The organism is Microbacterium sp. NPDC096154 (assembly GCF_040302945.1).
In the GTDB taxonomy this organism is placed as follows: domain Bacteria; phylum Actinomycetota; class Actinomycetes; order Actinomycetales; family Microbacteriaceae; genus Microbacterium.
On the sequence record NZ_JBEOSM010000001.1, the window covers coordinates 104,877 to 125,136 of the forward strand.

The following is a 20,260-nucleotide window of genomic DNA, read 5'->3' on the forward strand; positions in this document are numbered from 1 at the left end:
GCCCAGCCAGGAGGTTCCGCATGACCACGGAGAACAAGGGCATCATCGACCCGCCCATCGACGAGCTGCTCGACAAGGTCGACTCGAAGTACCAGCTGGTGATCTACGGCTCGAAGCGCGCCCGCCAGATCAACGACTACTACACGGATCTCCACGAGGGGAACCTCTTCGACAACGTCGGCCCGCTGGTCGACTCGTCGGTCGAGGACAAGCCGCTCACGATCGCGCTGCACGAGATCCACCAGGACAAGCTGCGCCTGCGTCACGCGGAGTAATCCCGGTCCACACGATGTCGGTGGTCGCCTCCAGGATGGATGGCGACCACCTTCGTCTGTGGGCGACCGCCTCCCGCGGGAGCATGGCCCCTCCGCCCGATCGAAACTGCGTCTAGGAGCAGCATGAGCCTTCGCCTCTTCACCTCGGAGTCCGTCACCGAGGGTCATCCGGACAAGATCTGCGATCAGATCTCCGACAGCATCCTCGACAACCTGCTGGCGAAGGACGCCGAGAGCCGCGTCGCCGTCGAGACGCTCGTCACGACCGGCCTTGTGCACGTCGCCGGGGAGATCCGCACGGAGGCGTACGTCGAGATCCCCGCGATCGTGCGCGGCGTGATCAATCGCATCGGCTACACCTCGAGCGACATGGGCTTCGACGGCGACTCCTGCGGTGTCAGCGTGTCGGTGGGCGAGCAGTCGAGCGACATCGCCGCGGGGGTCGACAGGGCGCTCGAGACGCGCGAGGGATCGGCGGACGCCTACGACGAGCTGGGTGCGGGCGACCAGGGGATCATGTTCGGGTTCGCGGCGAACGAGACGCCGCAGCTCATGCCGATGGCCGCCTGGGCGTCGCACCGCCTGGCGGAGCGTCTGACCGAAGTGCGCCGCAATGGCGAGATGCCTTTCCTGCGCCCGGACGGCAAGACGCAGGTCACTCTCGGCTACGAGGGCTTCACACCCAAGACCGTGGACGCGGTCGTGCTCTCGACGCAGCATCACCCCAAGATGACCCAGGATGAGCTGCGCGCCGAGGTCGCCGAGCGCGTCATCCGTCCGGTGCTGGAGCAGACGGGCCTCGACCACGACGACGTGAAGCTCTACATCAACCCCGCCGGTCCCTTCGTCACGGGCGGTCCCAAGGGCGATGCCGGGCTGACCGGACGGAAGATCATCATCGACACGTACGGTGGGGCCGCGCGGCACGGAGGAGGCGCGTTCAGCGGCAAGGACCCGTCCAAGGTCGACCGCTCGGCCGCGTACGCCATGCGCTGGGTGGCGAAGAACGCCGTGGCGGCCGGGCTCGCCGACCGCCTCGAGGTGCAGGTGGCGTACGCGATCGGCAAGGCGAACCCGGTGGGTCTCTACGTCGAGTCCTTCGGCACAGGCCGCGTCTCCGACGACGCGATCGTCGACGCGATCCGTGCGGTCTTCGACCTGCGTCCCGCGGCGATCATCGAGCAGCTCGACCTGAAGCGCCCGATCTACGCGCAGACGGCCGCGTACGGTCACTTCGGTCGTGAGCTTCCCGACTTCACGTGGGAGCAGACGACGCGCGTCGACGACCTTCGTCGCGCCGCCGGCCTCTGAGCCGGCGACTGCGCGGGAAAGGCCCTCGCGGATGTCACGCCGCATCGCGCGGGTGCTGATCGACTCGCCGCTGCCGCAGCTCGATCGGCTGTTCGACTATGCGATCCCGGACGAGCTTCGTGACGATGCGGTGCCGGGGGTGAGGGTGAAGGCGCCGCTGCGCACGGCAGGGCGCGTCGTCGACGGCTACGTGGTCGAGGTGTCCGAGGAGGCGGATGGAGAGCGTCCGCTGTCCGAGCTCGAGGCGGTGGTGTCCGCGGCGCGCGTGCTCCCCGAGCGGCTCTACACGCTCGCTCGGCGCGTCGCCGACCGGGCCGCCGGATCGGCGGTGGACATCCTGCGCCTGGCCATCCCCAAGCGGCAGGTGCGCGTCGAGAAGCAGTGGCTCGCAGGGGAACGCGCATCCGTTCCGGTCGTCCCGCCCGAGAGCGTCGCCACAGCGCGAGCCGTGCTCGACGCGTTCCCAGGGCTCGGCGAACGGCTGGCCCAGGGCGGGCGCATCGCGCTCGATGCCCCGGCACGCCTCGACGGCGCGCTGCCGGCGTGGGCCCGACTGCTCGCCGCCGCTGCCGCCGCTGTGCTGGACACCGGCCGGTCCGCCGTGCTCGCCGTGCCCGATCATCGCGATCTCGATCTGCTGCAGGCCGCGCTCGACGAGCTGCTGCCGCGCGGGGCGGTCGTCCGCCACGACGCCCAGCAGGCGGGACCCGATCGCTATCGCGGCTTCCTCCGCACACTCGAGGACGCCCCGTGCGTGGTGATCGGCAATCGCTCGGCTGTCTACGCCCCGGTCTCGAAGCCGGGGCTCATCGCGCTGTGGGACGACGGCGATCCGCTGCTGGACGAGCCGTTGGCACCCTATGTGCATGCGCGCGACGCCGCGCTCGTGCGCCAGGAGCTCGCTGACGCGGCGACGGGGGAAAAGCCCGCGCTGCTGTTCGCCGGCCACACCCGCACAACAGACGTGGAGCGGCTCGTGGCGGTCGGCTGGCTGGAGGATGTCCCCGCTGCCCGGCGGTACGCGCCGAAGGTGGTGCTGAGCCCGCCCGAGCACAACGAGCAGCCCGGGGCCCGCATCCCCTCGTCGGCCTTCCGGGCGGCGCGCGAGGGTCTCGCCGAGGGGCCCGTGCTTGTGCAGGTCGCGCGCCCGGGATATGCGCCGACGCTCGTGTGCGCGGACTGCCGAGCCCCCGCGCGCTGCCGGCACTGCGGCGGCCCGCTGCATGCCGCCGGTCGCGGCGCGATCCCGACCTGCGGCTGGTGTGCTCGGGCCGCGACCGCCTGGACCTGCGCCAGATGCTCGTCGCCCCGCGTGCGCCTCGCCTCTTCGGGCAGCGAGCGCACCGCCGACGAACTGGGGCGGGCGTTCGCCGGCGTGCGCGTGATCGTGGCGGACGGGGCGCACCCCGTGCGCGAGGTCGACGCCAAGCAGGCGCTCGTGGTGGCGACCCGCGGGGCCGAGCCGATCCCGGAGGGCGGATACCGCGCGGTGCTCCTGCTCGACGGAGAGCGGATGCTGCAGGCGCCGGAGCTGCGGATCGGCGAAGCATGTCTGAGGTGGTGGTCCAACGCCGCCGCACTCGCGGCACCCGACGCGCCCGTGCATCTCGTGGGTGTGGGCGGGGGAATCGCCCGCGCCTTCGCCACCTGGACGCACTCCGCTTACGCCCGGGCCGAGCTCAGCGACCGCACGCCGCTGCGCATGCCGCCCACCGCCCGCGTCGCGCGTGTGGAGGGCGACGTCGCCGTGGTGGAGCGCGCGCTCCTGACGCTGCGCGGCGACGTGCCGGAACTGCCGCTCGACGCCGTTCTGGGCCCCGTGCCGATCGATCGCCAGGGGTGGCCGGGCGCTCGCGCCCTCGTGCGCTTCGACTACGCGCGAGGCGCCGCGGTCGCCGCGAGCCTGCGCGCGTCGGTGGTGGCGGAGGCCGTCAATGCGCGGTCGTCGAGACGCGGCTCGGCGAAGACTCGGGCGCCCCGGAATATACTCACGGCCAGGCTCGACGTGCTCGAGCCGGAGTTGTGAGGGGCGCCGGATGGCCGCCCCGGCAGGCAGCGCGCGGTGCGCGAGACGGGGGAACAGTGACCGCTGAACGGCTGAGGATCGTCTTCGCGGGAACCCCGGAGGTGGCGGTGCCCTCGCTGCGCGCCCTGCACGCGGCGGGGCATGACATCGCCGCAGTGGTCACGCGTCCGGACGCGCCCCTCGGACGCAAGCGGGTGCTGACCCCGTCGCCGGTCGCGGCGGCCGCCGAGGATCTGGGTCTCACGGTCATCAAGGCGGCGCGGCTCGACGCCGAGGCGACCGACCGCATCGCGGCGTCGCGGCCGCAGCTGGCGGTCGTCGTCGCCTACGGCGGCCTGGTGCGCGAGCCGCTGCTGTCGCTGCCGCCCCACGGCTGGATCAACCTGCATTTCTCCCTGCTGCCGCGCTGGCGCGGCGCTGCGCCGGTTCAGCGCGCGCTGATCGCGGGAGACCGCGTCACGGGCGCCGCCGTCTTCCGGCTGGTGCCCGAACTCGATGCGGGCGACGTCTACGACGAGCTGCGCTACGAGGTGCCGGTCGGAGCCACCGCGGGCGACGTGCTGTCGGCGCTGTCCGAAAGCGGAGCCGAGCTGTTGACGCGCGTTGTCGCCGGCATAGCGAACGGCACGGCCGTGGCGACGCCGCAGGTGGGGGAACCCACGCACGCGGCCAAGCTGACGATCGATGACGGTCTGCTCGACTGGGCGCAGCCGGCGCAGGCCGTGCTCGACCGCTTCCGCGGGGTGACGCCTGAGCCGGGAGCGCACACGCTGCTCGATGGCGCCCGGTTCAAGATCCTGACGGCACGCTCCGCCGGCGACGAGGCCCCTCTGCGGCCGGGCGAGGTGGCTCCGGCCGCGTCGCCCGCGGCGAAGGGTGCGATCCTCGTCGGCACGGGGAGCGATCCCATCCTCGTCGAGCGCGTGCAGCCGGCGGGCAAGCCGGCGATGGCCGCGGCCGACTGGCTGCGCGGCGCCCGGGGAGCCGTCGTGCTCGGGGCGGGCGCGTGATGGTCGAGCATCGCGAAGGCGGAGCCCGCCGCGGCGCGCCCCGCCGGTCCTCGGATGCCCGAGCGCGCGGCCCGCAGCGTGGCGCTGTGAAGCAGTGGCAGCGGGTCCAGCCGGCCCGCCGCGTGGCCTTCGCCGTGCTTCGCGCCGTCGCCGACTCCGACGCCTACGCCAACCTCCTGCTGCCGCGCGAGCTGGAGCGGGCGGGCCTGAGCGGCGGCGACGCGGCACTGGCCACCGAGCTGACGTACGGGACACTGCGCAGGCTGGGGACCTACGACGCCGTCATCGCAGCGGCGTCCGACCGCGATCCGGCGACGATCGACGCGGCCGTGCTCGACGCGCTGCGGCTGGCTGTGCATCAGCTCATGGCCACCCGCGTGGCGTCGCACGCCGCGGTCAACGAGTCGGTCAACCTCGCTCGGGAGGCGTCCGGCTCCGGCGCCGCGGGGTTCGCGAACGCCGTGCTGCGCCGCATCGCGCGAGACAACCCGGGCGACTGGCTCAACCGCGTGGCCGACACCGCACGGTCAGACGACGAGCGCATCGGTCTCGAGGCGTCGCATCCGGTGTGGATCGTGCGGGCTCTGCGCCGCGCACTGGCGGCGGAGGGGCGCGTCGATGAGCTGGACGACCTGCTCGACGCCGACAACGTCTCGCCGCGTGTGACGATGGCCGCGATGCCGGGCCTCGCGGAGCCGGATGGCATGCGCACCTCGTATTCCCCCGTGGGCTTCCGCCTGCGCTCGGGCGACCCCGAGCCGCTGGTGCGCGAGTCGGGCGGCACAGTGCGGGTGCAGGACGAGGGGTCGCAGCTCGTCGCGCTTGCCCTCACGCGGTTCGCGCCGCCGCAGCCGGGGGAGCGCTGGCTCGATCTGTGCGCCGGCCCGGGCGGCAAGACGGCGCTGCTCGCGGCGGAGGCGTTGGCGCACGGCGTGACGCTCGAGGCGAACGAGCTGGTGCCGGCCCGCGCCGGCCTGGTGCGCAAGGCGATCGCACCGGTGCCGCTCGACGTGACGGTGCACGAGCAGGATGGTCGCGCACTCGCGTCCGCTCGCCCCGATACGTACGACCGCATCCTGGTCGACGCTCCGTGCACGGGCCTGGGCGCCCTGCGCCGCCGGCCCGAGGCGCGCTGGCGCAAGAAGCCGTCGGACGTCGCCGAGCTCGCAGACGTGCAGCGCGGGCTGCTTCTCGCGGCCGTCACGGCACTGAGGGTCGGGGGAGTCGTCGCCTACGTCACCTGTTCGCCGCATCTCGCCGAGACCGCGGCGATCGTGCGCGAGGTGCGAGAGGAACTCGGCGATGCGGTCGAGGAGCTCGACGCGCGGGCGGTGCTGCGACGCGTGTCGCGCGGTGCGCTGGATCTCCCCGCGCCGCTCGACGGCGCGGGACACGCCCAGCTGTGGCCGCACCGTCACGGCACCGACGCGATGTTCCTCGCCCTCCTGCGGAGGCGATGAGAGCCCTACGGGGGCACCGCGGCACGCCTTTCGCATGCGGCATGGCCGGCGGCCGGGATAATCGATCCATGGCCCTCCCGGATCATCCCGCTCCCCGCATCAACCCGAGCATCCTGTCGGCCGACTTCGCGAACATGCAGTCCGAGCTGGCGCGCATCGCGGCGGCCGACTTCGTGCACGTCGATGTCATGGACAACCACTTCGTGCCCAACCTGACGTTCGGACCCCAGATGGTCGAGCGGGTCCAGGCGACGAGCCCGATCCCGCTCGACGTCCATCTCATGATCGACGATCCGGATCGCTGGGCTCCGGGATATGCGGAGATCGGCGCCGCATCGGTGACCTTCCACCTCGAGGCGGCGGCCGACCCCGTGGCGCTGGCCCGCCGGCTGCGGGGGATCGGGGCGCGCGCAGGCGTCGCCGTGAAGCCGGGCACCGGCGTGGAGCCGCTGCTCGAGCATCTGACCGAGTTCGATCAGATCCTCGTCATGACAGTCGAGCCGGGGTTCGGGGGGCAGTCGTTCATGCCCGAGACCCTGCCGAAGCTGCGGCGCCTCGCCGAGGAGGCGCGGCGCCGGGGGGCCGATGTGTGGCTTCAGGTCGACGGCGGCATCTCGAGCGAGACCATCGGGCAGGCAGCGGAGGCAGGTGCCGACACATTCGTCGCGGGATCGGCGGTGTACGGTGCCGACGACATCGACGCGGCCATCGCGGGCCTGCGCCAGGCGGCCGCGCATCACCGCCACTGAGTCCCCGCCCGGCGGGCGCACGGCGGACTCGGGGCCCCGGCGCGGGCGGTAGCCTGGACGGGTGAAGACTTTCGACGCGCTGTTCGCCGAGCTGAGCGAGAAGGCACAGACCCGGCCCGAGGGCTCGGGCACGGTGGCGCAGCTGGACGCCGGTGTGCACGCGATCGGCAAGAAGATCGTCGAGGAGGCCGCCGAGGTGTGGATGGCGGCGGAGTACCAGTCCGACGACGAGGCGGCCGAGGAGATCTCCCAGCTGCTGTACCACGTGCAGGTGATGATGATCGCGAAGGGTCTGACGCCGGCCGACGTGTACCGACATCTGTGATCCGTCTCCCGGATCCGCAGACCCCTCCACTGAAAGCCGAAATGCTCCGCATCGCCGTCCCCAACAAGGGATCCCTGTCCGAGACCGCCGCCGAGATGCTCGCCGAGGCCGGCTACGCCGGTCGCCGCGACAGCAAGCAGCTGCACCTCATCGACGCCGCCAACGACGTCGAGTTCTTCTTCCTCCGTCCGCGCGACATCGCCACGTACGTCGCGCTCGGCGCGCTCGACGTCGGGATCACCGGACGTGACCTCCTGCTCGATGTGCGCATGCCGGCGCGCGAGATCGAATCGCTCGGCTTCGCCGATTCGACATTCCGCTTCGCGGGCCCTCCCGGTCGCTTCGAGAGCCTCGAGCAGCTCGAGGGCGTGCGCGTGGCGACGGCCTATCCCGGGCTCGTCGACGCCTTCCTGGACCAGCGCGGCATCGCGGTCGACATCGTTCCGCTCGACGGCGCGGTCGAGTCGGCCGTGCAGCTCGGCGTGGCCGATGCGGTCGCCGACGTGGTGTCCACCGGCACGACTCTGCGACAGGCCGGTCTCGAGATCTTCGGGCCCGTGCTGCTGGAGTCCGAGGCCGTTCTGATCGCCGGTCCCACCGACGCCGACGGCACCGAGACGCTGCTGCGCCGCCTGCGCGGCGTGATGGTCGCGCGCCAGTACGTGATGGTCGACTACGACCTGCCGGCGACGCTGGTCGACCGCGCGGTGGAGATCGCGTCGGGCATCGAATCGCCGACCGTCTCTCCGCTGCGCGATCCGGAATGGGTGGCCGTGCGCGTCATGGTGCCGCGCAAGGGCGTCAATCGCGTCATGGACGAGCTCTACGAGCTCGGCGCGCGGGCGATCCTGGTCACGGCGATCGACAACGCGAGGCTCTGACGGTGAGCGTCGCGACGCGCGTGATCCCTTGCCTCGATGTCGCCGCCGGCCGCGTGGTCAAGGGCGTCAACTTCGAGAACCTGCGCGAGATGGGCGACCCCGTCGAGCTGGCCCGCGAGTATTTCGCGCAGGGCGCGGATGAGCTGACGTTCCTGGATGTGACCGCCACGGTCGACGAGCGCGCGACCATGTACGACGTCGTCCGCCGCACGGCCGAGGAGGTCTTCATCCCGCTGACCGTCGGCGGCGGCGTGCGCAGCACCGACGACGTGGCGCGGCTGCAGGGGGTGGGCGCCGACAAGGTCGGCGTGAACTCCGCCGCCATCGCCCGTCCGGCGCTGCTCAGCGAGATCGCTGACCGCTTCGGCGCTCAGGCGCTCGTGCTGTCGCTCGATGTGAAGCGTTCGTCCCGCACGCCGTCGGGCTTCGTCGTGACCACGCACGGCGGTCGAACGGAAACCGATCTCGATGCGCTCGCGTGGGCCCGAGAGGCCGTCGACAGGGGAGCGGGCGAGCTCCTGGTCAACTCGATCGACGCGGACGGCACGAAGCAGGGCTTCGACCTCGAGCTGATCGGCCTGATGCGCGAGCTCTCGACCGTCCCGGTGATCGCGTCGGGGGGCGCCGGGGCACCCGCGCACTTCCCGCCGGCCGTCGCCGCGGGTGCCGACGCCGTGCTCGCCGCGAGCGTGTTCCACTCGGGCGAGCTCACGATCGCAGACGTCAAGAGCGCCCTGCGCGCGGAGGGGATCGAGACGCGATGAGCGCCGAAGCGGAGATCGCCGAGCGGATCTCACGGGTCTCCTTCAATGCGGACGGACTCGTGCCAGCGATCGTTCAGCAGTGGGACACGCGCGAGGTGCTCATGCTCGCGTGGCTCGATGCCGAGGCGCTGCGGCGCACGCTCACGACCGGCCGTGTGACGTACTGGTCGCGGTCGCGTCAGGAGTACTGGCGCAAGGGCGACACGTCAGGCAACATCCAGCGCGTCGTCTCGGCCAGCCTCGACTGCGACGGGGACGCGGTGCTGCTCGTCGTCGACCAGACCGGACCCGCATGCCACACGGGTACCCGCACCTGCTTCGACGACCGCGACCTGCACGCGGTTCCCGCCGGCGGCGTCGGCGGCTCGTCCGGCGAGATGGGCGAGGGATGAGCGTGCGCACGCGCGCACGCTCGCTCACGGTCGTCGCGATCCTCGCAGCGGGTGGGGTCGGCCTGATCGGCTCGACGCAGACGTGGGCGGTCGCCCGGCTCGTCGACAGCGACGTGCCGGTGTCCGGCGCCAGCGCCGTGCCCGTGCTCCAGCCGCTCATGCTCACGGCGCTCGCGCTGGGACTGGTGCTCACGCTCGTCGGACGCGTGCTGCGCTATGTCCTCGGTGCCCTCGCGATCGTGGTGGCGGCCGTTCTGGTGCTCCTGACGTGGCCGCTGCTCGCGACCCCGCCGGCGTCGGCGGTGGCTCCCACCGTCACCGAGCGGACGGGGCTGGCGGGCGCCGAGGCCGTGCGCGGCGTCGTGGTGGAGATCGCGGCGACGCCGTGGCCGCTCGTGTCGCTCGTCGCCGCCGTGGTGATCGGGCTGGCAGGGGTCGCGGTGCTCGGCACAGCCCATGCCTGGAGCCGCGGCGGACGCCGCTACAGCGCCGCCGCGAGCCATCCCGCGGCCTCGGGAGCTGCGGGCGCGGAGTCCGGCCCCGCGGATGCCGCTCCGCTCGACGCCGTCGACTCGTGGGACGATCTGTCCCGCGGCGACGATCCCACCCGCTGAGCGCCACCGCCGCGCCTCGGGCGAAGACGGCGCGACGCGACCGATAGACTTGCCGACGTTCCACGTACCGAAGGAGAACTGCACAGATGAGCAACCAGAACGGCGACCCCGGCCACGGACACTCGCCCGCTTCCTGGGCCGCCGTGATCATCATGCTGGTCGCGATCTCGCTCGGCACGGTCGCGCTCTTCATCGACTCCTGGCCGCTGTTCTGGGTCGCGGTCGGCATCCTCGTCCTCGGCCCGATCGTGGGCTGGGCGATGGCGAAGGCCGGCTACGGCGTGAACGGATCCAAGACGCAGTCGAAAGCGCACTGATGCTGCTCGCCGACCTCACGGCGGGCTCGGTGGAGGATGCGGAGAACCGCAGGCTCTCGCGTCCGCTCGCCGAGGTCGAGCGCATCGCCCTCGCGCAGCCGCCGGCGCGAGATGCACTGGCCGCGCTGGCGCCCGCCGAGCGCGTGCGCATCATCGCCGAGGTCAAGCGCGCGAGCCCGTCGCGAGGCGACCTCGCGGCCATCCCGGATCCTGCGCATCAGGCGAGCCTGTACGAGCAGGGGGGCGCGTCGGCGATCAGCGTGCTGACCGAGCAGCGCCGCTTCAAAGGCACCCTCGCCGATCTCACGGCGGTGCGCGAGGCCGTCTCGCTGCCGGTGCTTCGCAAGGACTTCATCGCCACGGCGTACCAGGTGCTCGAAGCCCGCGCCGCGGGCGCGGACCTCGTTCTGCTCATCGTCGCGGCGCTGGATCAGCCCGTGCTCGCCGAGCTGTACGGTCTGGTGCGCGAACTCGGGATGACGCCGCTGGTCGAGACGCACTCCGCCGACGAGGTCGCACGCGCGGCCGACATCGGCGCCGAGCTGATCGGGGTCAACGCCCGAGACCTGTCGACGTTCAAGCTCGACCGGGACCTTTTCGGCCGACTCGTGGAGCGCATCCCGACCGGCGCGATCAAGGTCGCGGAGTCCGCCGTGCTGCGGCCGGCCGACGTCGCGCATTACCGCGCGGCCGGCGCCGATGCCGTGCTGATCGGCGAAGCCCTCGTGACGGGCGACCCCGTCGCCACCCTGAACGCGTTTCTGGAGGCAGGATCATGAGCGAGGCTGTGAGCCTGCGCGAACAGCACGGCCCGTTCTTCGGCGACTTCGGCGGGCGGTTCATGCCGGAGTCGCTGGTCGCCGCGATCGACGAGCTCGCGCGCGCCCACTCCGATGCGATGGCCGACCCCGGATTCCGGCGGGAGCTGGCCGAGCTCCTGGCCGACTACGCCGGACGACCCTCGCCCCTCACCGAGGTGCCGCGGTTCGCCGAGCACGCCGGCGGGGCGCGGATCTTCCTCAAACGCGAGGATCTCAACCACACCGGATCGCACAAGATCAACAACGTGCTCGGGCAGGCGCTGCTCACCAAGCGGCTCGGCAAGACGCGGGTGATCGCAGAGACGGGTGCGGGGCAGCACGGCGTTGCGACCGCGACCGCGGCGGCCCTGTTCGGCATGGAGTGCACGATCTACATGGGCGAGGTCGACACCGAGCGCCAGGCCCTCAACGTCGCCCGGATGCGCCTGCTCGGCGCCGAGGTCGTCGCGGTGACCACCGGATCGCGCACGCTCAAGGACGCGATCAACGAGGCATACCGCGACTGGGTCGCGAGCGTCGAGACGACCAACTACATCTTCGGCACGGCGGCAGGTCCGCATCCGTTCCCGGCGATGGTCCGCGACTTCCAGAAGGTGATCAGCGAGGAGGCGCGCGCGCAGCTTCTCGAACGGGTCGGCCGACTCCCGGACGCCGTGCTGGCATGCGTGGGTGGCGGGTCGAACGCGATCGGCATGTTCGACGCGTTCCTCGATGACGAGGGCGTCCGGCTCTACGGCGTCGAGGCGGCGGGCGACGGCGTGGACACCCCGCGTCACGCGGCTTCGATCGAACGCGGCCGCCCCGGCGTGCTGCACGGATCGCGCACGTTCGTGCTGCAGGACGAGGACGGGCAGACCATCGAGTCGCACTCCATCTCGGCGGGTCTCGACTATCCCGGCGTCGGTCCTGAGCACGCGTGGCTCGCGTCGATCGGACGCGCCGAGTACATCCCGGCAACCGACGACGAGGCCATGCAGGCCCTGCGCCTGCTGAGCCGCACGGAAGGCATCATCCCGGCCATCGAGTCGGCACACGCGCTGGCCGGCGCGCTGCGGATCGGGCGCGAGCTCGGCCCCGACGCGATCCTGGCCGTGTGCCTGTCGGGCCGCGGCGACAAGGACATGGACACGGCTGCGCGCTACTTCGACCTGTACGACGACGCGGAGGCCGCCGAGACACACGGCACGCAGGGAGCGCAGGCATGAGCGCCGTCGAGAACGCCATCGCGAAAGCGCATTCCGAGGGTCACGGCGCGTTCGTCGGCTACCTGCCGGTGGGCTACCCCGACCTGCAGACCAGCATCGAGGCGGCCGTCACGCTCGCCGAGAACGGCGTCGACATCATCGAGCTCGGCCCGCCCTACAGCGACCCCGTGATGGACGGGCCGCTGATCCAGGAGGCGACCCAGGCGGCACTGGCGGCCGGCTTCCGCACCCGGGACCTCTTCACGGCGCTGCGCGAGATCACGAGGCGCACCGATGTGCCCGTCCTCGTGATGACGTACTGGAACCCGGTGGTGCAGTACGGCGTGGATCGTTACGCCGACGACCTCCTGGCGGCCGGGGGAGCGGGCCTGATCACGCCCGACATCACGCCGGAGGCGGCGCCCGAGTGGATCGCCGCCAGCGAGCGCACCGGGCTCGACCGGGTCTTCCTCGCGGCCCCGACCTCGAGCGACGAGCGTCTGGATCTGGTGATCCGCAACACGACCGGCTTCGTCTACACGGTCTCGACCATGGGCATCACGGGCGAGCGCGCGCAGCTCGACGCGGCCGCCCGCACCCTGGTCGAGCGCCTGCGCGAGCACGGTGCCACGCGCGCCTGCGTGGGCATCGGCATCTCGACCGCCGAGCAGATCGCCGGCGTCGTCGAGTACGCGGACGGCGCGATCGTCGGCACAGCGCTCGTCCGCGCCCTGCGCGACGGCGGCCTGGACCAGCTCGCCGCCACGGCCAGGGAGCTGGCATCGGGCACGCAGCGCTGATCGCGACGGGAAGCGTCCGGCGGGCGAACTAGACTCGGCATCATGCTGTCTTCCCTCCCCGCGGGTGTGCTGGCGAATGTCGTCACGAGCATCCCGAGCCCGCCCGTGAGCTACTTCGACCTCGGACCGCTGCGCATCCACGTGTATGCGCTGTGCATCATCGCGGGCATCGTGATCGCGACGCTCATGACGAACCACCGCCTGACCAAGCGCGGCGGTGAGCCGTGGGTCGTGATCGACATCGCGCTGCTGGCCGTGCCGCTCGCGATCATCGGCGCCCGCATCTTCCACGTCGCCACGCATCCCGGGTTCTACTTCGGCGAGGGCAGCAATCCCTGGAACATCACCCAGCCCGGCTCCGTGTGGGCGATCTGGGAGGGCGGCATCGCCATCTTCGGCGCGCTGCTCGGCGGCGCCGTGGGCGCTTGGCTGGGCTGCCGCTGGACCGGCATCCGCTTCTGGTCCTTCGCCGACGCGCTGGCGCCCGGCCTGCTGCTCGCGCAGGCCATCGGCCGCTTCGGCAACTGGTTCAACCAGGAGCTGTACGGCTGGCCGACCGACCTCCCGTGGGGTCTCGAGATCGACGCGGACAACGCCGCCTTCCCGGCGGGCCTCCCGGAGGGGACGCTGTTCCACCCCACCTTCCTCTACGAGGTCGTCTGGAACATCCTGGGCGTCGTCTTCCTGCTCTGGATCGGACGCCGTCTGCGGCTGCAGTGGGGCCGCCTGTTCGCGCTCTACCTGATCTGGTACGGGGCGGGCCGCGTCGTGTGGGAGTCGATCCGCATCGACCCCAGCGAGATCTACCTGGGCCTGCGCACGAACGTGTGGGCCGCGATCGCCGGCATCGTGCTCGGCATCGTCATCCTGATCGTGCAGCGGCGCCACTTCGGCTCCGAGCCGTCGCCGTACGTGCCCGGTCGGCAGCGGGCCCACGGCGAGGCGCTACAATCGGATGACCCCACCGACTTCGTCGACGTCAGCGAACCGCCTGCGTCGGAGGTCATCCACCCGGCCGCCGCCACAAGCACCGCAGCCGCGAAGTAGCCCCACCGCCCCACGGGCGGCCGCGCTTCGCTGGCAGCTTGCGGCGAGGCATTCTGCAGCAGTACAGGGCCGACGTCGTCCCGGCTGAGCACCAACCCCTAGGACGGTAGGCATGGCATCTGGCCCCCGTTATGACACCCCGGCGGCGCAGTCCGCCCGCAGCGGCTTCCCTGCGAAGCAGGGGATGTACAACCCCGCGTTCGAGAAGGACGCCTGTGGGCTTGCGATGGTCGCGACCCTGCGAGGCGAGGCCGGCCACGACATCGTGGACCTCGCGCTCACGGCGCTGCGCAACCTCGAGCACCGCGGGGCGATCGGCTCGGACGCCGGAACGGGCGATGGCGCGGGCATCCTCACGCAGATGCCCGACGGCTTCCTGCGGGCGGTCGTCGGCTTCGACCTGCCTCCGGTGGGCCAGTACGCGGCGGGCATGATCTTCCTGCCGCGCGACGCCGACGCGCGAAGCGCCATGAAGGCGTCGATCGAGAGCGTCGCCGCGAGCGAGGATCTCACGGTGCTCGGCTGGCGCGAGGTGCCGACCGAGGACGAGCACCTCGGCAAGCTCGCGTTCGACGCACGGCCCGCGTTCGAGCAGCTGTTCGTGGCGCGTCCCGCGCGGGGCGACGAGCCGGCGCTCTCGGGCATCGCGCTCGATCGCCGGGTGTACCGGCTGCGCAAGCGCGCCCAGCACGAGCTCGACGCCTACTTCGTGTCGCTGTCGAGCCGCACGCTCGGCTACAAGGGCATGGTCACGACCCTGCAGCTGGAGCCGTTCTACCCCGATCTGCAGGACGAGCGCTTCGCCACGGAGCTCGCGGTCGTGCACAGCCGCTACTCGACGAACACCTTCCCGTCGTGGCCCTTGGCGCAGCCCCTGCGCATGCTCGCGCACAACGGCGAGATCAACACCGTCGGCGGCAACCGCAACTGGATGCGCGCGCGCCAGTCTCAGCTCGCCTCCGACCTGCTGGGCGACATCCGGCCCCTGCTGCCGATCTGCCAGGACGGACAGAGCGACTCCGCGTCGTTCGACGAGGTCCTCGAGCTGCTGACGCTGACCGGTCGCAGCCTGCCGCATGCGATGCTCATGATGGTGCCGGAGGCCTATGAGAAGCAGGCCGACATCGACCCCGACCTGCGCGCGTTCTACGAGTACCACTCGCTGCAGATGGAGCCGTGGGACGGACCGGCCTCGCTCATCTTCACCGACGGCACCGTGGTGGGCGGCATGCTCGACCGCAACGGCCTGCGCCCCGGTCGCTGGACCGTCACGAAGGACGGCCTCGTCGTGATCGGCAGCGAGACCGGCGTGCTCGACTTCGAGCCCGAGCGGATCGAGCGCCGCGGACGCCTGCTCCCCGGCCGCATGTTCGTGGTGGACACGGCGCAGGGACGCATCCTGGGCGATGACGAGGTCAAGCGCGAGTTGGCAGCCCTGCACCCGTGGCAGGAATGGCTCGACCGCGGCACGGTGCGCCTGGCCGACCTTCCCGAGCGCGAGCACATCGTGCATCCGATCGCCTCGATCAACCGGCGCCTGCGCACCTTCGGCTACACCGAGGAAGAGGTGCGCATCCTGCTCGCGCCCATGGGGCGCACGGGAGCGGAGCCCATCGGCGCGATGGGATCGGACACCCCGATCGCCGTGCTGAGCGAGCGTCCGCGTCTGCTGTTCGACTACTTCACCCAGCAGTTCGCGCAGGTGACCAACCCGCCGCTCGACTCCATCCGCGAAGAGGTCGTGACGAGCCTGAAGCTGGGGCTGGGCCCCGAGGCGAACCTGCTCGACTGGGGGCCGGAGCACGCGCGAACCGTGGGGCTCGACTTCCCGGTCATCGACAACGACGAGCTCGCGAAGATCCAGCACATCCACACGGCGCTGCCGGGTCGGTCGTCTGTGACGATCCGCGGCCTGTACCGCGTCGCCGCCGGGCGGAAGGGCCTCGAGAAGCGCCTCGCCCAGATGTGCCGCGAGGTCGACAACGCGATCGAGGACGGCGTCGAGTTCGTCGTGCTGAGCGACCGCGACTCCAACCAGGATCTCGCCCCCATCCCGTCGCTGCTGATGCTGTCGGCGATCCACCACCACCTCATCCGCAACGAGACCCGGATGAAGGTCGGCCTGGTGGTCGAGGCCGGCGACGTGCGCGAGGTGCACCACGTCGCGACCCTCATCGGCTACGGCGCCTCGGCCGTGAACCCCTACCTCGCGATGGAGACGGTCGAGAACCTCGTGCGGACCGGCTCCATCCAGGGCGTCACGCCCGAAAAGGCGGTCAAGAACCTGATCTACGCGCTCGGGAAGGGCGTGCTGAAGATCATGTCGAAGATGGGCATCTCGACCGTGTCGTCGTACGCGGGCGCCCAGGTGTTCGAGGCCGTGGGCCTGTCGCAGGAGCTCGTGGACGCCTACTTCACCGGCACCGAGACGAAGCTGGGCGGCATCGGACTCGAGCAGATCGCCTCGGAGAACGCGGCGCGTCACGCGTTCGCCTACCCCGAGGACCGGGCGCCGCGCGCGCACGAGCGCCTCTGGACCGGCGGCGAGTACCAGTGGCGTCGCGACGGCGCACCCCACCTGTTCAACCCCGAGACGGTGTTCCGCCTGCAGCATTCGACGCGCACGCGGCGATACGACATCTTCCGCGAGTACACGAAGCTCGTCGACGACCAGGCCGCCGAGCTCAAGACCCTGCGCGGCATGTTCCAGCTGCGCACCGGCGTGCGGCCTCCCGTGCCGCTCGACGAGGTCGAGCCCGTCTCGGCCATCGTGAAGCGCTTCTCGACGGGCGCCATGAGCTACGGCTCGATCTCGCGCGAGGCGCACGAGACCCTCGCCATCGCGATGAACCGGCTGGGCGGCAAGTCGAACACCGGCGAGGGCGGAGAGGACGTCGACCGCCTGCTGGATCCCGAGCGTCGCAGCGCCATCAAGCAGGTCGCATCGGGCCGTTTCGGCGTCACGAGCCTCTACCTGACGGAGGCGGAGGACATTCAGATCAAGCTCGCGCAGGGCGCAAAGCCCGGCGAGGGCGGTCAGCTGCCCCCGGGCAAGGTGTATCCGTGGGTGGCGCGCACGCGTCACGCGACGGCGGGCGTCGGCCTCATCTCGCCCCCGCCGCACCACGACATCTACTCGATCGAAGACCTCAAGCAGCTGATCTTCGATCTCAAGCGCGCGAACCCTGAGGCGCGCATCCACACCAAGCTCGTGAGCCAGTCGGGCATCGGCGCGGTCGCCGCGGGTGTGGCCAAGGCACTGAGCGACGTGATCCTGGTGTCGGGCCACGACGGCGGCACCGGGGCGAGCCCCCTGAACTCGCTCAAGCACGCGGGAACGCCGTGGGAGCTCGGCCTGGCCGAGACCCAGCAGACGCTGATGCTCAACGGCATGCGCGACCGTGTCGTCGTGCAGGTGGACGGTCAGCTCAAGAGCGGCCGTGACGTCATCATCGGCGCGCTGCTCGGCGCCGAGGAGTTCGGCTTCGCAACCGCACCCCTCGTCGTGAGCGGCTGCATCATGATGCGCGTATGCCACCTCGACACCTGCCCGGTCGGCGTCGCGACCCAGAACCCGGTGCTGCGCTCGCGCTTCACGGGCAAAGCCGAGCACGTCGTGAACTTCATGGAGTTCATCGCCCAGGAGGTGCGCGAGTACCTCGCCGCTCTCGGCTTCCGCTCGCTGGACGAGGCGATCGGCCACGCGGAGCTGCTCGACGTCGACGGCGCGATCGAGCACTGGAAGGCGCAGGGCCTCGACCTCGCGCCGATCCTGGAGGGCCCGCGCTTCGCCGACGACGAGCCGCGTCGCCACCAGCGCGACCAGGCTCACGAGCTCCACGAGCACTTCGACGTGCCGCTCATCGAGCAGGCCCGCGACGTCATCGAGAACGGCGGCCGAATCGAGATCCAGCTGCCCGTGCGCAACACGGCGCGCGCGGTCGGGACGCTGCTGGGCCACCACGTCACCAAGGCGCGCGGCGAGCACGGCCTCCCGGCTGGATCGATCGACATCTCGCTGACCGGATCGGCCGGACAGTCGTTCGGCGCCTTCCTGCCCAACGGCATCACGCTGCGCCTCGAGGGCGACTCCAACGACTACGTCGGCAAGGGGCTCTCGGGCGGGCAGATCGTGATCCGGCCGCCGCGCGCAGCGACGTTCGACGCGAGCGAGAACGTCATCGCCGGCAACGTCATCGGGTACGGGGCGACGCAGGGCACGATGTTCCTGCGAGGCGTCGTGGGGGAGCGCTTCTTCGTGCGCAACTCCGGCGCGACCGCCGTCGTCGAGGGGGTGGGCGATCACGCGCTCGAGTACATGACCGGTGGTCTGGCCGTCATCCTGGGCCGCACCGGGCGCAACCTGGGTGCGGGCATGTCGGGCGGCACGGCGTACATCTACCGCCTGAACACCGACCTGGTGAACCGCGAGTCGCTGGCGTCGGGAGAGCTGACGCTCACCGACCTCGGCTCGGGGGACGCCGAGATCCTGCGCGACCTGCTGCAGCAGCACGTCGCCGAGACGGGATCCGAGCTGGCCCAGCGCCTGCTCGACGACTTCGACAACGAGGTGGCGAACTTCGTGCGCGTCCTGCCGCGCGACTACGCCGCCGTGCTGCAGACCCGCCAGGAGGCGGTCGCCGAGGGGCTGGACCCCGATGGCGACGTCGTCTGGAACCGCATCCTGGAGGTGACCGGTGGCTGATCCCAAGGGCTTTCTGAAGGTGACCGAGCGGGAGCTGCCCGCTCGGCGCCCCGTGCCCGTGCGCATCCTGGACTGGAAGGAGGTGTACGAGCCGGGCGACTCGGCCGTGCTCCGCCGCCAGGCGGGACGCTGCATGGACTGCGGCATCCCGTTCTGCCACCAGGGGTGCCCGCTGGGCAACCTGATCCCGGAGTGGAACGACCTGATGTGGCGCGGCGAGGGTCGCACCGCCATCGAGCGCCTGCACGCCACGAACAACTTCCCGGAGTTCACCGGCCGTCTGTGCCCGGCGCCGTGCGAGAGCGCGTGCGTGCTCGGCATCAACCAGCCGCCGGTCACCATCAAGCAGATCGAGGTCTCCACGATCGACGAGGCGTTCGCGAACGGCTGGGTCGACCCCAAGCCGCCGGCGCGCCTGACCGGCAAGACGGTCGCGGTGGTGGGCTCGGGCCCCGCGGGCCTCGCGGCCGCACAGCAGCTGACGCGTGCGGGCCACACGGTGGCCGTCTACGAGCGCGACGACCGCATCGGCGGCCTGCTGCGCTACGGCATTCCCGATTTCAAGATGGAGAAGCGCCACCTCGAGGCCCGCCTGCGTCAGATGCAGGACGAGGGCACACGCTTCCGCGCGGGGGTCGAGATCGGCAAGGACATCACCTGGAGCGACCTGCGGGCGCGGTATGACGCGGTCGTGGTCGCCACGGGGTCGACCGTGCCCCGCGATCTCCCGATCCCCGGTCGCGACCTCGCGGGCGTGCACTTCGCCATGGAGTACCTCGTCGAGTCGAACAAGGCCGTCGCGGGCGACGCGGTGCCGCACCAGATCACGGCCGAGGGCAAGCACGTCGTGGTCATCGGCGGCGGCGACACCGGCGCCGACTGCATCGGCACGGCGCACCGGCAGGGCGCGCTGAGCGTCACGAACCTCGCCATCGGCCGCCAGCCGAGCGAGGACCGCCCCGAGCACCAGCCGTGGCCCATGATGCCGACCGTGTTCGAGGTCTCCTCCGCCCACGAGGAGGGCGGCGAGCGGCAGTACCTGGCATCGACCGTCGAGTTCCTCGGCAACGACGCGGGCGAGGTGCGCTCGCTGGTCGTGGCAGAGACCGAGTTCGTGGACGGCCGCCGCGTCCCCAAGGCGGGCACCGAGCGGGAGATCCCGGCGGATCTCGTGCTGATCGCGATGGGTTTCACCGGTCCGGAGCGCGAGGCCCTCGAGGCGCAGCTGCAGACGCAGTTCACCGCGCGGGGGAACCTCGAGCGCGACTCGGCCTTCCAGGCCACGGCTCCCGGCGTCTTCGTGGCGGGGGACGCGGGTCGCGGCCAGTCGCTCATCGTGTGGGCGATCGCGGAGGGACGTTCGGTCGCGGCGGAGGTCGATTCGTACCTGATGGGCGGGACATCCCTGCCCTCGCCGGTGCGCCCGACCGATGTCGCGATCGGTCTGCAGCCCGCGTAGGCTGACGAGCGAAACCCGAAGGCGCCCCGCGAGGATCGGAAGTTCTGCGGCGACGCCGACTCATCGGACCATCCCGATGTCCGGTTGGTCATCTCCTGTCGATCAATTCCTGTTGATCCT

General features: G+C 71.4%; 18 protein-coding genes. All 18 read left to right on the forward strand.

The window, feature by feature from the left end; translation table 11 throughout:
* The first annotated feature begins 20 nt into the window (after nucleotides 1-20).
* The 18 genes from rpoZ to ABTW64_RS00580 all read left to right on the forward strand — a co-directional run bounded on the left by rpoZ (nucleotide 21) and on the right by ABTW64_RS00580 (nucleotide 20,140).
* Nucleotides 21-275, forward strand: coding sequence for a DNA-directed RNA polymerase subunit omega (rpoZ, locus tag ABTW64_RS00495; RefSeq protein WP_350618081.1), 255 nt, complete (start codon nucleotides 21-23; stop codon nucleotides 273-275).
* A gap of 123 nt (nucleotides 276-398) precedes the next feature.
* Nucleotides 399-1,586, forward strand: a complete 1,188-nt coding sequence (gene metK / locus ABTW64_RS00500) for a methionine adenosyltransferase (protein WP_350618083.1) — start codon at nucleotides 399-401, stop codon at nucleotides 1,584-1,586.
* A 31-nt stretch (nucleotides 1,587-1,617) separates the two neighbouring features.
* On the forward strand, nucleotides 1,618-3,612 hold the full coding sequence (locus ABTW64_RS00505; RefSeq protein WP_350618085.1) for a primosomal protein N' family DNA-binding protein: 1,995 nt from the start codon (nucleotides 1,618-1,620) through the stop codon (nucleotides 3,610-3,612).
* A gap of 71 nt (nucleotides 3,613-3,683) precedes the next feature.
* Complete coding sequence (gene fmt, locus ABTW64_RS00510) at nucleotides 3,684-4,622, forward strand: methionyl-tRNA formyltransferase (protein ID WP_350618808.1); 939 nt, start codon at nucleotides 3,684-3,686, stop codon at nucleotides 4,620-4,622.
* Nucleotides 4,622-6,082: an RsmB/NOP family class I SAM-dependent RNA methyltransferase gene (locus ABTW64_RS00515; RefSeq protein WP_502892278.1), complete on the forward strand. Its 1,461-nt coding sequence runs from the start codon at nucleotides 4,622-4,624 to the stop codon at nucleotides 6,080-6,082. Before fmt ends, ABTW64_RS00515 begins: the two co-directional genes overlap by 1 nt.
* Before the next feature lie 68 nt (nucleotides 6,083-6,150).
* Nucleotides 6,151-6,831 carry a ribulose-phosphate 3-epimerase gene (gene rpe / locus ABTW64_RS00520; RefSeq protein WP_350618089.1) on the forward strand — a complete coding sequence of 227 codons (681 nt, stop codon included), beginning with the start codon at nucleotides 6,151-6,153 and terminating at the stop codon, nucleotides 6,829-6,831.
* A gap of 61 nt (nucleotides 6,832-6,892) precedes the next feature.
* Nucleotides 6,893-7,156, forward strand: a complete 264-nt coding sequence (locus tag ABTW64_RS00525) for a phosphoribosyl-ATP diphosphatase (protein ID WP_350618091.1) — start codon at nucleotides 6,893-6,895, stop codon at nucleotides 7,154-7,156.
* 41 nt (nucleotides 7,157-7,197) lie between these two features.
* On the forward strand, nucleotides 7,198-8,037 hold the full coding sequence (hisG, locus tag ABTW64_RS00530; protein WP_350618093.1) for an ATP phosphoribosyltransferase: 840 nt from the start codon (nucleotides 7,198-7,200) through the stop codon (nucleotides 8,035-8,037).
* Between the two features lie 2 nt (nucleotides 8,038-8,039).
* Entirely contained in the window at nucleotides 8,040-8,801 is a 762-nt protein-coding gene (gene hisF, locus ABTW64_RS00535) for an imidazole glycerol phosphate synthase subunit HisF (protein WP_350618095.1), read from the forward strand.
* The gene (gene hisI / locus ABTW64_RS00540; protein ID WP_350618097.1) at nucleotides 8,798-9,193 is read left to right on the forward strand and encodes a phosphoribosyl-AMP cyclohydrolase; all 396 of its coding nucleotides are present in this window, start codon (nucleotides 8,798-8,800) and stop codon (nucleotides 9,191-9,193) included. The genes hisF and hisI overlap by 4 nt, the downstream gene beginning before the upstream one ends.
* On the forward strand, nucleotides 9,190-9,807 hold the full coding sequence (locus tag ABTW64_RS00545; protein ID WP_350618099.1) for a Trp biosynthesis-associated membrane protein: 618 nt from the start codon (nucleotides 9,190-9,192) through the stop codon (nucleotides 9,805-9,807). Before hisI ends, ABTW64_RS00545 begins: the two co-directional genes overlap by 4 nt.
* A gap of 86 nt (nucleotides 9,808-9,893) precedes the next feature.
* Nucleotides 9,894-10,124: an HGxxPAAW family protein gene (locus tag ABTW64_RS00550; protein ID WP_350618101.1), complete on the forward strand. Its 231-nt coding sequence runs from the start codon at nucleotides 9,894-9,896 to the stop codon at nucleotides 10,122-10,124.
* 2 nt (nucleotides 10,125-10,126) lie between these two features.
* Complete coding sequence (gene trpC / locus ABTW64_RS00555; protein WP_350618810.1) at nucleotides 10,127-10,903, forward strand: indole-3-glycerol phosphate synthase TrpC; 777 nt, start codon at nucleotides 10,127-10,129, stop codon at nucleotides 10,901-10,903.
* 8 nt (nucleotides 10,904-10,911) lie between these two features.
* On the forward strand, nucleotides 10,912-12,150 hold the full coding sequence (trpB, locus tag ABTW64_RS00560; protein ID WP_502892287.1) for a tryptophan synthase subunit beta: 1,239 nt from the start codon (nucleotides 10,912-10,914) through the stop codon (nucleotides 12,148-12,150).
* On the forward strand, nucleotides 12,147-12,929 hold the full coding sequence (trpA, locus tag ABTW64_RS00565; protein WP_350618105.1) for a tryptophan synthase subunit alpha: 783 nt from the start codon (nucleotides 12,147-12,149) through the stop codon (nucleotides 12,927-12,929). The genes trpB and trpA overlap by 4 nt, the downstream gene beginning before the upstream one ends.
* Before the next feature lie 42 nt (nucleotides 12,930-12,971).
* A complete protein-coding gene (gene lgt, locus ABTW64_RS00570; protein ID WP_350618107.1) occupies nucleotides 12,972-13,976 on the forward strand; it encodes a prolipoprotein diacylglyceryl transferase in 1,005 nt (334 codons plus the stop codon).
* A 112-nt stretch (nucleotides 13,977-14,088) separates the two neighbouring features.
* Nucleotides 14,089-18,681, forward strand: coding sequence for a glutamate synthase large subunit (gene gltB / locus ABTW64_RS00575; protein WP_350618109.1), 4,593 nt, complete (start codon nucleotides 14,089-14,091; stop codon nucleotides 18,679-18,681).
* Entirely contained in the window at nucleotides 18,674-20,140 is a 1,467-nt protein-coding gene (locus ABTW64_RS00580; protein WP_350618111.1) for a glutamate synthase subunit beta, read from the forward strand. Before gltB ends, ABTW64_RS00580 begins: the two co-directional genes overlap by 8 nt.
* Nucleotides 20,141-20,260 lie beyond the last annotated feature (120 nt).

What these genes read in the sequence shown, in the direction of transcription:
- rpoZ (WP_350618081.1), top strand. Translation starts at nt 21, where the DNA reads ATGACCACGGAGAACAAGGGCATCATCGACCCGCCCATCGACGAGCTG.
- metK (WP_350618083.1), top strand. Translation starts at nt 399, where the DNA reads ATGAGCCTTCGCCTCTTCACCTCGGAGTCCGTCACCGAGGGTCATCCG.
- ABTW64_RS00505 (WP_350618085.1), top strand. Translation starts at nt 1,618, where the DNA reads ATGTCACGCCGCATCGCGCGGGTGCTGATCGACTCGCCGCTGCCGCAG.
- ABTW64_RS00515 (WP_502892278.1), top strand. Translation starts at nt 4,622, where the DNA reads ATGGTCGAGCATCGCGAAGGCGGAGCCCGCCGCGGCGCGCCCCGCCGG.
- rpe (WP_350618089.1), top strand. Translation starts at nt 6,151, where the DNA reads ATGGCCCTCCCGGATCATCCCGCTCCCCGCATCAACCCGAGCATCCTG.
- hisG (WP_350618093.1), top strand. Translation starts at nt 7,198, where the DNA reads ATGCTCCGCATCGCCGTCCCCAACAAGGGATCCCTGTCCGAGACCGCC.
- hisI (WP_350618097.1), top strand. Translation starts at nt 8,798, where the DNA reads ATGAGCGCCGAAGCGGAGATCGCCGAGCGGATCTCACGGGTCTCCTTC.
- ABTW64_RS00545 (WP_350618099.1), top strand. Translation starts at nt 9,190, where the DNA reads ATGAGCGTGCGCACGCGCGCACGCTCGCTCACGGTCGTCGCGATCCTC.
- ABTW64_RS00550 (WP_350618101.1), top strand. Translation starts at nt 9,894, where the DNA reads ATGAGCAACCAGAACGGCGACCCCGGCCACGGACACTCGCCCGCTTCC.
- trpA (WP_350618105.1), top strand. Translation starts at nt 12,147, where the DNA reads ATGAGCGCCGTCGAGAACGCCATCGCGAAAGCGCATTCCGAGGGTCAC.
- lgt (WP_350618107.1), top strand. Translation starts at nt 12,972, where the DNA reads ATGCTGTCTTCCCTCCCCGCGGGTGTGCTGGCGAATGTCGTCACGAGC.
- gltB (WP_350618109.1), top strand. Translation starts at nt 14,089, where the DNA reads ATGGCATCTGGCCCCCGTTATGACACCCCGGCGGCGCAGTCCGCCCGC.